Source organism: Faecalicatena contorta, from assembly GCF_021531995.1.
GTDB lineage: Bacteria > Bacillota > Clostridia > Lachnospirales > Lachnospiraceae > Dorea_A > Dorea_A contorta_A.
Map to the genome: position 1 here is coordinate 1 of NZ_JAFBIZ010000089.1, position 13,057 is coordinate 13,057.

The window sequence follows — 13,057 nt, forward strand, 5'->3', positions numbered from 1 at the left end:
TTAAATTTTCTCTCCGTTTTCTAATACGAATTTTCTCTCAAAAGAACTATTTACCGCATCTGCAATATCTTCTAATTCAGCTATGGTAAAACTTTCTCTTTTCATTTTTCCATTAAAATTCTGTGGTGTTGTACCTATCCGCCGTGCAAGTTCAGCTACACTAATATCAGACCTTACGCACAGCACCTTGATCTGTTCAGAAATCGTCATTTCGGGTACCTCGTCATTAAATCAACTCTTACCTTACCAGTATAAATCATGGCATTTATATCGTCAACCGAATAATTCACCCTGTATGGTCATGGGTACTTGTAACTTTATATTCACCTTGATAAAATAACTTATATCAGAAAAGGTGGTGAATACATATATGGCTCGTGACCCCAAAGCAGTATCAAAAAACATGAGTAAAATCCATAGTAAAGATACTTCAATAGAAATTCAACTACGAAAAGCTCTCTGGCACAAAGGATACCGTTATCATAAAAATTATAAGGCACTTCCTGGCTCTCCTGATATCGTTCTTACCAAATACAAAATTGCTATTTTTTGTGATAGTGAATTTTTCCATGGTAAAGACTGGGAAATATTAAAACTCCGCCTTGAAAAAGGGAAAAATCCAGACTATTGGATTAAGAAAATAGAACGCAATCGTTCCCGGGACTGGGAAAATGATAAAAAACTTCTTTTCCTCGGCTACACTGTTATTCATTTCTGGGGACAAGATATCAAAAAACATACAGATGAATGCCTTCAAGCTATTGAAGAATCTATCTGGGACAATACATTTTCAAATGATCCCGAAATTTTAGAAGAATACGAATAATATTTCCCTCATTATTAGTTGTAGGCTCCCCTCAAAAATAACCTTGGACTTACAGTTTTATCCTGATATCCACGGTTATTTTTTCAAGCACCATTATCGTTCCATACCCACATCTTTTGATTTTATCTTCTTTTTCGTCTTCTGCTCCGCAATCTGTTTCTTCTCCTCCAACCGTTCATGAATACTCCTTTTCTGTCCGGTGCTTTTCTGCATTTCCTGTTTCTCCATATTCGGAATATTTGCCGGAATCCTCAGATACATTTTCTCCGGTTCTGGTTCCGGCGCATCCCATACTTTCTGAGCCTGTTGAGCTTTCTTTAATTCCGCTTTCGCAAGCTTCATTGCCTTTGTAACTTCCAGTGCATTTTGATATCCATGCTGAGCCGGTATTAAATCCAGTGTATCTTTTGCCTTTTCCAGTTGAGCTTTCTTCGCATCAATCTTTCCTTCCAGTTCCTTCTGCTCTTTTTTGTGGAACCATTTCTTTTTTACTTCCTTCAGATCTTTTTCCAGTTTCACGATTGCTTTCTCAATAGCATAAATCTTTTGTTCCTGCTTTTTCATCTTATTGAGAATTTGCTGCAACCGCATAACTTCTGCTTCCTGCTTTTCGGAAGAAGGTCTTTTTCCTTTCGGCTTTGCCGGAAGTGGTTCTGGCGTAATGTCAATCCGTATATCATGAGCAATCAGAGGATTTCCTTCTGGATCTCTATCGCAGTATTTCATCTCCCGCAGAAATTCTACAAATCCCCTTAGGTATCCGACTGCTTTTTTAAGGATCCCGGTAAATAATTTCGGATCCTGCCCATGTTGCCGGAATGACTCCGCCACCGGTTCATCAATCTGTGATTGCTTTGCCATCATCACTTCTACTTCTGATGCACCTGTAAGCAATGCCCGATCCACATTCCGGTTCCATTCTTTCCGAAGATAATTATCTGCCCTGATCTCCGCTTCTTTGGGATTGTTTTTCCCAATTTTTTTGGTAGCAAGATAAGGACCGCCTTTCTGAAATACCTGCAGCTTCTCATTTTCATCTTTCACAATCTCATTGATGGCATCCATCATAATCTGCTTCATATTTTTAAGAAACGCATTGGACTTAAATTCCTCTTTCTTTGGCTGAAAGAAATTCGTCTCATACACTTCCCCTTTTTTGATGATCTTACATCCGGATCGGAGATTTCCGTCCTCATCAAGGATTTCCTTTTTCGTCCTCACATGCTTTCCCTTTTCATTATAAAACATATTTCTACTGGCAATTTTCCGCTCCACTTTCTGCTGGATTTCCCGTTCCGAAAAGATCAGATGGATATGTAGATTCGTTTTACTCTTATTATGATGCAAAGCTGCACAGCAGCCCACATCATACTTTTCCAGAAATTTCGATGTTATATATTTTAGCAGAATCTCATGGTCATAATCGATCAGGCTCGGCGGTAACATAATAATCAGCTCTCTGGCTTCAATGCAGGTTCCTTCCGTTCCACTTTTTGCAAAATCCCTTTGATTCTGTTCAGCAAGCAGATCCCAGTAGCTGTCCTCCACATTGGAAAAGACCGCATACAGATTCTCCTGCCGCTTTGGGCTGCTGATATAATCCACTCTACCTTTTACGTCATGCAGCTTGCTTTCCATCACAAAACTATGATTTCGTCTGTTCACACTTCCTCCTTTCCGGCGGATACGCTGCCATCAGAAATCACCACCGCTATTTTCGCTATTTACCTGCCCTTGAATACTTTTGCAGACCATAAAACGCCCCTGCGAGGCCCTCCGGGAGGACGAAAGACACAGAGCATAAGCTTCAGCTTGTGCGATGGGTGTATTTCGCTCTCAATCGCCGAGGGCTCTTTTTGTCATACCCGGATGATTCTATATGCACTGATAATTAATTTTTTCAGCTGGCGTATCCGCCATTTTTATTGATGCCCGTTTCCGGGCTGTTTCTCGTTTCTGCTTTGTTTTCAAAGTTTTTTCGCTCCTGTTCACACCTTCTTGTTCACATTTCGCTAGGATTTTTGTGAACAGAAACATGTGAACAGGGCTCAAAACATTTTAAAAGTAATACTTAATCAAATGGGATTTCCATGCTTTCATCCACCTTTTGGAAACCCTCTTCATCTTTTTTCGGCTGAATCCGTTTCCACGACCTCTGCGTTCCGATTGATCCACCAAACCTGTGATTGCCATGTTTCGTCCAGCCAACGATCTCATTGTCCATCAGATCACCAATTTCCTTTGACTGCCATTTTGGCACGATTCCTTCCTGATGAAATACCTGCTGATAGATAATGGTCGAACACACATAATCTTCTTCGTATGCATCAAGAAACGCCTGAATCATGCCTGTCTGGGTATCTTCCGGCATGAATTCCCTCTGGAGAAGTTTGACGTGATCTTCCATCTCCGGCGAAAAGGTCATCGGATAGTCTCCGCTTTGGTATATCTCCATTGCCTCTGCCCATGCCTGGATAATGTATGCTCTGGATTCTGCTTCATTTTCATAAATGGTGGTTTCCGCTTTTTCCGGAAATACTCTGACTGGGGCAAATCTCCGGTTTCCGGTACGATCAAACGGAAGGAAATTCAGGTCGTTGGAAGTACCGCAAAATACACATTGTCGGTATCTATCCTCTGCCCGCCTTTCATAAGGGATACGATAAATATCCTTCTGCCGGCTCAGGAATGATTTTGTCTCTTCGATACTCTTGGCATTTGCCACCGCGTTCATTTCTGACATTTCCACGATCCAGTGTCCCTGCAGATATTCATAAACCTTCTTATCATCGATCCGCTTCATATCGTCCGTAAACCATTCATCTTTGATTGCCAGATAGCGGAAGAAGGTGGATTTTCCGGTTCCTTGCCCTCCGACAAGGCAGAGCATGATGTCATATTTGGCTCCCGGCTCATATAGCCTCCGAATGGCTCCCATCATATGCATCTTCATCACCTCTCCGGTATATGCAATATCTTCTGCTCCAAAGAAATGGGTCAGCATATGCTGTATTCTCGGAACACCATCCCATTTCAGGCTTTCCAGATGTTGAAGTATCGGATGAAAACTATTTTCATTCGCCACAATATCTATCGCCTTTGCAATTACACGGTCGCTGGTCAGTCCATAATTCTTTTCCAGATATAACGCCAAATTGTTCATATCGGTGTCAGTCATATGAACACCCCGCCTTTTCCAGGGCATTTTCTTCATGATGTCAATCTGACACGTCATTTCATTTCTGCAGATAGCTCCTTTCAGACAGGGATCATGCTCTAGCGCATATTTGCAGTTCTGAATGGACTGACGGATTTTCCCTTTTTCCGTGGTATCCATCCGTTCCCGGATATCCTCCACTGTCAGAAGCTCTGTTTCCACAATCTCCTCTAAGTTCTGCAAGGACTCCTCGCTCATATTCTGCAATTCTCTGTTCATACCGCTTCACCTCCTCCCTTCCGTTCTGGAAAAATCCAGAATCTCTTCGTCCGTTCCAAACATCAGCATGTCCACCAGATAACTGATCTTGCTTTCATTTTGTAAGGCTTCGGCAAATAGCGGATGCCATTCCTCTTCCGTGGATTCCGGCTTGTAAAACTCCTTCCAGAATTCTATCCATCGCAGATACCGCAACAGTACATTCACAGCATCCTTTGCCCATTGATCAATTTTCTTTTGAACAAATTGAATCCGTTCCTCTTTTGTTGGAATCTTCTCTTTTTCCCTAACACCTGAATTTTGTTTTCTTCTTATCTCTGTTTTCTCGATTGGAATTCCCAGAGAAAAATCTTCATTGATCTTCTTCACTGCTTCGAACTGGGATAATCCAAACAGCACCGCCACATAATTGACTGCATCTCCTTTTGCCCCGCAGGCAAAGCAGTAATAATTCTGATCAATCTTCATACTGGGATGTTTGTCATTATGAAAGGGACAGCACGCCATCCCATTCCGGCTGACTTTTAACCCATATCTTTCTGCCACCTGCCTTGCAGTGACACGTGCTTTCACTTCCTGAAAAATGTTCATGTTCCGTCCTCCTGTATCCTTTGTTATTAATTTCAGTAATTTTCCCTCTTTCCGTTACAGGAGAACTTTGCTATACTACACATAAAGCTATATGCGTATAGGCAGACTTCTCCCGTAAGGATTGAGTTTTGTCTATGAGGCTTTACCAGAGCCTGCATAAGTTTGTATGAGTTTTAGAAATGTCCTTGTTACCAGCAGGGGCATTTTCTTTTTTAGGGATGTTGCGGGAATTCCACATGGTGCGATTCCTCCTTCATCCCGTTCAACGTCACAGCAACCATCTGGATTGTCTGAAGAAGTTCTTCATTTTCTTCACTGCACATTTCCAACCGTTTGAGTTCCCCGAAAATCTGCTGCATCTGATTTTTCAGAGCTTTGTACACTCTCGGATTTCCCTGCACGGTCACTTCCCAGTTCATCAACTTTCTCAGGATGTACTCCTGTTTGGTAAGCCCGGATAACGCCACCATGCGGTCAATCATTTTCGCTTCTTCCTCGGATACCCTAAATCCCACTGTCCGGTTTCTCCATCGTCCTTTTGCGTCCAACGTTCTCTCCATCAGATTTCATCCTCCTTTTCCATCCGTTCCACATCCAGCTTATTCGCCATCTCCGTCTGCACGGTAGGGAACAGATGTGCATACCGATACGTGATTTTTTCTGCTTCATGTCCCACCCGGTTTCCAATGGCAAGTGCTGTAAATCCCATATGGATCAGCAGGGAAACATGAGTTTGACTTTCTGAGGGATAAAATAAGAACTATACAAAATTCGGGTATCTATGGATAAAATGATGTATTAGATAATTTTCAACGGAAAGGACAGATAAAAATGAGATTAATTTATGCGGAATACGATATGTATCATAACAGTATTGATGTAACAACATTCAATGGATATACTTTAAGAATTGACTGCAATGTTGCAGAAGATGGCTTACGGACAACTCCCGGTTCACAATGCGCCTTAAATGCACTGGCAATAGATGAGCCACTGGAATATGCGACATTGGCATTGGATGGAAATTTACAGATGTGGGTAGATGCAGAGGACAGTCTTGAATTATTATAATTGAATATCAAACAACCTTTTTCCTTTAGAGCAGAAAAATGTTATACTAAAATTCAAAATACCTATTGACTCTCTCGGAGCGTCATAGCTTAAAGTTATCTTATCAAGAACAGGAGGTCAGTAGCTATGAGAACTGTAAAAGAAATATCAGATTTAACAGGTATCAGCGTTCGCACGCTTCACTATTATGATGAAATCGGGTTGTTAAAGCCAACAGAAAAAAGTGATGCGGGATACCGGCTTTATGACGATAAGGCACTGGAAACATTACAACAGATTTTATTTTTCCGTGAGTTTGATATCTCCTTGAAAGAAATCAAAGCTGTTTTGGACAATCCGGCTCTTGATAGAAATCAGATTTTACAAGTACAGCGAAAAATGTTGGTAACAAAGAAAGAACGAATGGAACGTCTGATTGCCAGCATTGATGACATTCTGAAAGGAGAGAACAAAATGGATTTTACAATTTTTACCAAAACAGAAGTAGAAGAAATGTTCCAAACCATGCTTGAGTATATGCCGGAGAATATGAGAAATATTGCAATTAAAGAATTTGGTAGCATTGAACAATGGAAAAAGCATTATATGGAAGTCGTATCTTCGGAAGAAATGCAGAAAGGCTATGCAAAGGTAGTTGAATGGTACGGTGGAAAGGACAAGTTTCTGTCTGTTGCCCGAACTCCCGTCAGCAAAGAAGTTGCAGAAAGCTATAACAAACGGATAGAAGCGATTTTGCAAAAACTGATTGCAAAACAGAATTGTGACATAGATTCTTTTGAAGTAAAAGAGCTTGTCGGAGAATATGGCTTTGTTATGAAACAGTTTTCCCAGATAAAAGAAGAAAAAGGCTTTATGATGGCACAGGCGCAATATTACCGCAATGAAAAAATCAGACCAATGATAGACGAAAAATACGGTGAAGGGGCTTCTGATTTCTTTGCACGGGCAATAGAGTCTTTTTACACAAACAGACAGGTAATCTAAATATTTGCCTAAATGTATCTCCTCATTCTATAGGTGAAACAGAATTTCAAATCTGAAATATACAGCCCATCACATCAACGTGACGGGCTGTACTTCCTTAATAGTGATATTTACTACATTCAGCCACATATATACCAATCGCAAGCAATACCCCAACACCTATCAACCATAGCAGGAATAGGTTAATCGGTAAAATCATTCGGATATAATCTCCAAGATATACAACCACCATCAACAGCAGAATTGCAATGGATACAGTCCACATATTGATTCCTGACCGTATCTTTTTTCTATTCTTATCCCACGCCATATGACAGATAAAAAAGAGCAGGATTCCAGTTGAGATGAGGAACAGTGTCAATGCAATCCAGTATACTACATTGCCCCATATCGGCTGACTAATCATGTCGGCGAGCAGTTGTGCAAGTCCACATTCTGCGTCAACTATCATTACCAGCACTTTTCCACAGCCATTCAAGAAAGTGGTAAAGAAATCCACGGTATCTTTCCAAAATGCCTCCTGCTGAAAAGCCGTCAGTATCATAGTTGTTGTGCAAAGCATCATAAAAAGAAACAAATAATTTTCCAAATACTCTTTTCGGTTACGGTAGGAAACAATCGCCTTGTCAAGCAACGACTGTTTACAGTTTTTGCACTTTTCATACAGCACTTTTCTCTCAACCTCCACTTCCTTAATCTTCATATGGCTTCTTGCATAAGCTGCATCCTGTTCTGCCTGTTTCTGCTTATGCAAAGCAGCATCTGCCTTATCGGTCAATTCCTCGTTTTCGAGCCTTAATCTTTCGTTGTCTTTCAGAATCCTGTCGCTCTCGTTCTGCTTCACGATATGCTCTGCCTGTCTGCGAATCTTTAATGACTGCTCCTGAAGCTGCGTCGTTTGCTCTTGCATCAGCACCTGCACGTTCTGCCATTCGGATAAGGTCGGAAGCTGCTGTAGTTCGCTCTCTAATGCTTGTATGGTCTGGGTCTTTTCCGTAAGTTCCGCCTGCATTTGCTCCATCTGTTCCAGCATTGCCAGCAGATCTGAGTCTCTGTAACCTCTCAAATCGTTCATAAATCTCTTTTCTCCTCTCTAAAGCTTCGTCAATTGTTCGTTTTCGTCGTTCAATTGCTGCACCAATGACTGCAACGAATTGATCTGTCTGTCCTTTTCCCTGATTACTTTCTCTTCCTGTGCCAAGTCCTGATTCGCCGCCTGCAGCTCCTCCGTAATCTCCAGTATCAGTTCCTGCTGCTCTGTCATAAGTGCGAGCATCTCTTCCAGTATTGGAAGTTCGTTTTGCAATATTTCTTTCTCCATAGTGCATCCTCACTTTCATTAAATTGTCCTTTAGTTCCATCAGCCTTTTCCCTATTCCCAAAACAGTATCTTTCAGTTTGGAAATGATTTGGTTCAGCCGCTTTATTTCACGGTTAAGTTCCATCCGTTCCGAAGCAAGCCCCCTCCGCTCCATCTGTCTGGCTGCGTATCCCTCGTGAATCGTGGGAATCCGTTCAATGCCCTGTCGTTTAAAGCTCCTGTGGTCTATCTGATTCTCCGGTGCAAGATACTGGTTGCACATATCCGCCCAGGAACTGCGCCACTTTTCAGCATTGGACTGACTATTCCAGTCATTGGACAGAACCGTAACACGTTTCCATAACTTCTCATTCCGCTTTCCGAGTTTCTGCAAACCAGTATTCTCATCCATCAGTGGAATCCGTTCTCCGTTTTCATCAAGCGCATAAGTTTTCTTTTCCTTTGGAGCCCAGCTTCCGTCTTCCTTGAATCCTCTGGTGGTCAACAGGATATGGGCGTGGGGATTTTGGTGCAAAACTGTTTTCCCATCCACATGCTTTTCGTGAATTGCCATATCCGCACACATTCCAGCGGAAGTGAAATTTTCTGCAATATAATTCTGCAAAAGTGTAATCTGTTCTTCCCTTGAAAGTTCAACCGGAAGTGCCACTTCAATTTCCCTTGCAAGCTGGGCATCCGATTTCTTTTCCACTTTCTGCACCTCGTTCCAGAGAATTTCCCGGTTCTGATATTCCTGTGGTGCATTGGCTGGGAGAAAAATCTCCGAATAGATTACACCTCTTTTCCTCGTGTAATCGTGCGTATATCCGGTTTCCTTTTCTTCCAATTTGACACCTGCCCGGTAAGCAGCTGCGGCAACTGCACCTTTTCCAGAGCTTCGGCTGACTATCTTAATGGAAAGATGAAAAATTGCCATCGTACCACCTCCCCGTATGATATTGAAAAACCGCATAGGCGGTTTTTGCTTTACCATTTTGCCGTATCCGGCAAATAGCCGTCTGCAAGACCGCTCTCTGCGAAGAGTGCGATGCAACTGCACAAGTTGCTGTCATCCAAGTACACAACTTGGTCTGGCTGAAAGCCCCGCCGACGGAACGAGCCCGGCAAGCAAAGCGCAGACCGGTTGCCACCTGTGGCAAACTTATATCAGACAGGCTCTGCCTGTCTATAAGTGCGCCCTTCTCTCTTACGAGAAAAGGGAATTGCAAAAGCATTTCTGCCTCTGCAACTCCCAACATATAAAAAGAAGATACCAAATTACTCATTCTTGGCACCTTCCATTTCACTGCCCGTATCCGGGCATTTTTCCATTGCTCTGGTAAAATATTTTCCATTTCGTTCCTGCTGATTTAGGAAATTCAAAAGACGCATCACATCTTCCTCCACCAGCGGACGATCCAGTACCTTTTCCACGATTCCTCCAATCTGACACAGCAGATGAGTACGTTTCTTGCGTTCCTCTGCTTTTTGCTGCTGTTTGAGCCGCTTCATCTGCGCCTGATACTGTTTCGCCTTTTCCATTACCTGCTCATACTGTATTTCCTTTTCAGAAATGCGTTCCTCAATACTTCTCTGTGTTCTAACCATAAGATTGTTCCTCCTTTTAAACTGCTTCTGCTTCATCAGTAGCTGATGAAATTTCATCTGTAAGCGCCACTGTACCCATCAGGTGTAGCAGCTTATCCTCTACGGTATCCGTTGTGTTTTCTGCGAAATGCACATTGACACGATAGGTGGTGTTTCCAATTCTTTTTGTAAAAGTACTGGTACACTTTTCACCATTCTGTTTCTTCTCCATAAAAACCCTCCATTCCTTCAATAAACAATTGATAATCGAACACTTGTTTGTTATAATAAATGCATAGCAGTTGGGGCACGAATGGCAATGTGAATCGTTCCTTTTTTCATTTTCCGTTTTCTCCTTTCTTGAATTCGAGTAATCTGTTTCAATCAAAACAATTACTTCTTCACCTAAAGGAGAAAATTCCGATGCAAAACGGAACTGTTTTGAAAAGATTTTTTGAAAAAGGATTTTTATATGGAGAGCAGAGAAGATTTTTATTTTGATAATTCGGATAATCCAGAATCAGATGATACGATAGAAAAAGAAGAGCATTATAAATGGACGATTTCACTGGAAGAGGAAACTAAAGAAGATGCTTTCATCCCGGAAGAGGATTTACTGGAACAGGCAGAACCTGAGGTTGCCGAACGGCTGATATTAAAAAGAGACCTGCGAAAAGCTGCCATTGCAAGAATGGAAGCTGCTGCCAGAACACAGGGAGATTTTGAAGATGTCATTGACGCATGGGACAAAGAGGATAAAAACCGTGAAAGACGTGAGCGTTATCACGAGGTCTGCCGGGATGATGCCGAGGTTCCGTTTGAGTACAACATGTCTCCGGATGAGATTGTTATTCCGGCACCCATTCAAAGTGTGTACTGGCAGCAAATGATGAAGGGCGAATTTTTAGATGTAATATTTGACTGTCCTTATGAATTGCAGGAGCTTGTATGCGACAGCAATATCTCACAGATACTAAGTGAATTAAGTGAAAAGCACAAAGCACTTTTCTATTTTTTATATATCAGGGATTACAGTACATGCTGTCTTGCGAAAATGTATGAGCAGTCTGACCGGAATATCCGTAAGGTGAGAGCAACCATTTTAAGGAAGATTCACAAAAAGCTGATTCCGGTTTTGCAGTATAAATGTGATAACGGACTGTCAACAACTATGAAGGAACGAAACTTTTTAGAAAGACATTGCAGTACGGATGGATAGATGATATGATTGGAATGTAATCGAATTTTGTTTATAGCAATTACTCACAATAAAAATAGACATTTATGACGAAACAGAGGTATCAGAAATATGGATAACATTTTTAAACGCACCAGTGCTCACTGGGTACGTTATGATAAATATGAATGGAAAGAATCGACTGACGGCGTTTTGTACCTTACTCCGGCAAAAGATGCCGTAATGTCACTTTACAATCCCATCAAGGAGTATAAGGAGCTGGTACTGACCGCTCTTGGAATTGGTCTTGATGTTATGCAGAAAAAAGCTTCTATGGAAGAATTGAAACAGAGGATTCAGAGCTTTGCAGAACATTTTGGACTTCTTGGACTGATGACCGCACTTCCGACCACACCGGAATTTATCACCTATGATGCGGTGTATCTTCCCAAGAATCATTTCATCAAACAGGAAACGCTTTCTACGGAAGATTACCTCGCCTACTTCTTTCCTTTTGACAAGATCTCTTTTCTAAAAAAAGGTCGGGAATCTACGTGGAATACAGATAGCCGGGAAATGTTTGCGGTATTTATGACTTTACAAGATAAGCCACAAGCAGTGCTTATGAGCTTTCAAAAGGAATATGCTGAAAGCTATGACTGGATTACCACGGTATTCTCTGACTGGGCTTTTACCTTTGTTACCAGCTTTCTGTATTATCAGGATTATGATACGTTGGAGGAAGCAGAACGGAATGTATACCGAAAAGGAATGGAATGTTTTGGCGGCATTGCACCGACTTACCACATAGAACTTTTAGATAAGCCCACCATTGTCTGGGATTTCCATTCCCTGATGCTCGCCATTCAGATGATGTTTTCCTTTATGATAACGGATGAAAACTCTACGCTGAAACTGTGCAAGCACTGTGGAAAGATATTTGTAGCCAGCCGCTCCAATGTGCAGTTCTGTTCTCCGCAATGTAAAAATCAGTATAATGTATATAAGTGTCGGGCGAAAAAGGATGAGGAATAAACAACATAGAAATATCAAGGGAGGAACATAATGATAGTATATATTTATGATGACAAAGAAGGAAAAACAAATGCCATTTCCATAGACAAAAAAAACATGGTGGATGAAGATTTGGAATTTTTTAATGACCACAGTATCCGAAAAGTTTGGCACTCCGGCGAAGAAGAATGGTATCTTTCGATTGTTGATGTCGTACAGGTACTGACTGATAGTTCTGACCCCAAACAATATATCAAGAAGATGCGTGCCCGTGACAAAGCACTTGAATCCAAGTGGGGTACAATTTGTACCCCACTTCAAATGTTAGCACCTGATGGGAAGATGCGAAAAACACAGGCCGCCAACACAGAAGGAATTCTTAGAATCATTCAGTCAATTCCTTCACCAAAAGCTGAGCCATTTAAAACATGGCTGGCAAAAGTCGGTGCAGAAAGATTGGAAGAAATTGCTGATCCAGAGAAAGCAATGGAACGTGCGGTTGCTACATATAAAGCAAAAGGGTATTCAGATAAATGGATTTCACAACGTCTCAGAACCATTGAGATTAGAAAAGAATTGACAGATGAATGGCAAAATGCAGGTATAAAGGAATCAAAAGAATTCGCAACACTTACCAATATTCTTACCATCGCATGGTCTGGGAAATCCGTTCAGGAATATAAAAAATTAAAGGGATTAAAGAAAGAGAATCTGCGTGACAATATGACAAACACGGAACTTGCTCTCAACCTCCTAGCCGAAGTTTCTGCAACTGAAATATCACGAAGTAGACAGCCAGAAGGTTTTTCACAGACAAAAGAAGTTACGATTGCAGGTGGCAAAATCGCCGGGGATGCACGCAAGGCACTTGAAGAACAGCTTGGACACAGTGTTTTGTCAGAAACCAATGCAACTACACCAGAATTGTTAGATGATACTGAAAACAATAAATAATAATTACCGTAAAATAACTTAAAACAGGGTGCAGGCTAACGGTCTGCCCCTTATTTTTGTATCATATTGATAAGATTTGACAGGCAGCACCAAACTTTTTTTTATTTTGTCCTATCT

The 13,057-nt window shown here is 41.5% G+C and carries 16 protein-coding genes and 1 pseudogene; 6 read left to right on the plus strand and 11 right to left on the minus strand.

Annotation, left to right across the window (positions count from 1 at the left end; translation table 11 throughout):
- Window positions 1–210 (minus strand): helix-turn-helix domain-containing protein, encoded by a 210-nt coding sequence (locus JQM82_RS11440; protein ID WP_235232336.1) that lies wholly within the window; start codon window positions 208–210, stop codon window positions 1–3.
- 160 nt (window positions 211–370) lie between these two features.
- Between JQM82_RS11440 and JQM82_RS11445 the strand changes: the two genes are divergently transcribed.
- A complete protein-coding gene (locus JQM82_RS11445; RefSeq protein ID WP_235250465.1) occupies window positions 371–826 on the plus strand; it encodes a very short patch repair endonuclease in 456 nt (151 codons plus the stop codon).
- A 93-nt stretch (window positions 827–919) separates the two neighbouring features.
- Here JQM82_RS11445 and JQM82_RS11450 read toward each other — a convergent pair whose 3' ends face one another.
- The 5 genes and pseudogenes from JQM82_RS11450 to JQM82_RS11470 all read right to left on the minus strand — a co-directional run.
- A complete protein-coding gene (locus tag JQM82_RS11450; RefSeq protein ID WP_235250467.1) occupies window positions 920–2,491 on the minus strand; it encodes a MobA/MobL family protein in 1,572 nt (523 codons plus the stop codon).
- Window positions 2,492–2,897: 406 nt separating this feature from the next.
- Window positions 2,898–4,241 carry a virulence-associated E family protein gene (locus tag JQM82_RS11455; protein ID WP_235250479.1) on the minus strand — a complete coding sequence of 448 codons (1,344 nt, stop codon included), beginning with the start codon at window positions 4,239–4,241 and terminating at the stop codon, window positions 2,898–2,900.
- 27 nt (window positions 4,242–4,268) lie between these two features.
- A complete protein-coding gene (locus tag JQM82_RS11460; RefSeq protein ID WP_235250468.1) occupies window positions 4,269–4,853 on the minus strand; it encodes a CHC2 zinc finger domain-containing protein in 585 nt (194 codons plus the stop codon).
- Window positions 4,854–5,065: 212 nt separating this feature from the next.
- Window positions 5,066–5,413 carry a plasmid mobilization protein gene (locus JQM82_RS11465; RefSeq protein WP_235250469.1) on the minus strand — a complete coding sequence of 116 codons (348 nt, stop codon included), beginning with the start codon at window positions 5,411–5,413 and terminating at the stop codon, window positions 5,066–5,068.
- Window positions 5,413–5,586 (minus strand): annotated as a pseudogene (locus JQM82_RS11470) (site-specific integrase); the annotation flags it as partial. The pseudogene JQM82_RS11470 and the gene JQM82_RS11465, both read right to left, overlap by 1 nt.
- Window positions 5,587–5,684: 98 nt before the next feature.
- Between JQM82_RS11470 and JQM82_RS11475 the strand changes: the two are divergent.
- The gene (locus JQM82_RS11475; protein ID WP_055213328.1) at window positions 5,685–5,924 is read left to right on the plus strand and encodes a DUF6061 family protein; all 240 of its coding nucleotides are present in this window, start codon (window positions 5,685–5,687) and stop codon (window positions 5,922–5,924) included.
- Between the two features lie 126 nt (window positions 5,925–6,050).
- Window positions 6,051–6,908, plus strand: coding sequence for a MerR family transcriptional regulator (locus JQM82_RS11480; RefSeq protein WP_235250470.1), 858 nt, complete (start codon window positions 6,051–6,053; stop codon window positions 6,906–6,908).
- A 97-nt stretch (window positions 6,909–7,005) separates the two neighbouring features.
- Here JQM82_RS11480 and JQM82_RS11485 read toward each other — a convergent pair whose 3' ends face one another.
- From JQM82_RS11485 to JQM82_RS11505, 5 genes are read right to left on the minus strand one after another with little or no spacing between them, the layout of a single operon-like run.
- On the minus strand, window positions 7,006–7,752 hold the full coding sequence (locus JQM82_RS11485) for a DUF6040 family protein (protein WP_235250471.1): 747 nt from the start codon (window positions 7,750–7,752) through the stop codon (window positions 7,006–7,008).
- Window positions 7,676–9,145, minus strand: a complete 1,470-nt coding sequence (gene mobQ / locus JQM82_RS11490) for a MobQ family relaxase (protein ID WP_235250472.1) — start codon at window positions 9,143–9,145, stop codon at window positions 7,676–7,678. The genes JQM82_RS11485 and mobQ overlap by 77 nt, the downstream gene beginning before the upstream one ends.
- Window positions 9,120–9,563, minus strand: coding sequence for a hypothetical protein (locus tag JQM82_RS11495; protein WP_235250473.1), 444 nt, complete (start codon window positions 9,561–9,563; stop codon window positions 9,120–9,122). The genes mobQ and JQM82_RS11495 overlap by 26 nt, the downstream gene beginning before the upstream one ends.
- The gene (locus JQM82_RS11500) at window positions 9,487–9,816 is read right to left on the minus strand and encodes a DUF3847 domain-containing protein (protein WP_235250475.1); all 330 of its coding nucleotides are present in this window, start codon (window positions 9,814–9,816) and stop codon (window positions 9,487–9,489) included. The genes JQM82_RS11495 and JQM82_RS11500 overlap by 77 nt, the downstream gene beginning before the upstream one ends.
- Window positions 9,817–9,832: 16 nt before the next feature.
- The gene (locus JQM82_RS11505) at window positions 9,833–10,027 is read right to left on the minus strand and encodes a transposon-encoded TnpW family protein (RefSeq protein ID WP_235250476.1); all 195 of its coding nucleotides are present in this window, start codon (window positions 10,025–10,027) and stop codon (window positions 9,833–9,835) included.
- Between the two features lie 240 nt (window positions 10,028–10,267).
- Here JQM82_RS11505 and JQM82_RS11510 point away from each other — a divergent pair, with 240 nt between their 5' ends.
- The 3 genes from JQM82_RS11510 (at window position 10,268) to JQM82_RS11520 (ending at window position 12,940) form a co-directional block, all read left to right on the plus strand.
- Window positions 10,268–11,014: a sigma-70 family RNA polymerase sigma factor gene (locus tag JQM82_RS11510; protein ID WP_227078340.1), complete on the plus strand. Its 747-nt coding sequence runs from the start codon at window positions 10,268–10,270 to the stop codon at window positions 11,012–11,014.
- A gap of 90 nt (window positions 11,015–11,104) precedes the next feature.
- Window positions 11,105–12,007 carry a hypothetical protein gene (locus tag JQM82_RS11515; protein WP_235250477.1) on the plus strand — a complete coding sequence of 301 codons (903 nt, stop codon included), beginning with the start codon at window positions 11,105–11,107 and terminating at the stop codon, window positions 12,005–12,007.
- A gap of 30 nt (window positions 12,008–12,037) precedes the next feature.
- Window positions 12,038–12,940, plus strand: coding sequence for a Bro-N domain-containing protein (locus tag JQM82_RS11520; RefSeq protein ID WP_235250478.1), 903 nt, complete (start codon window positions 12,038–12,040; stop codon window positions 12,938–12,940).
- Window positions 12,941–13,057 lie beyond the last annotated feature (117 nt).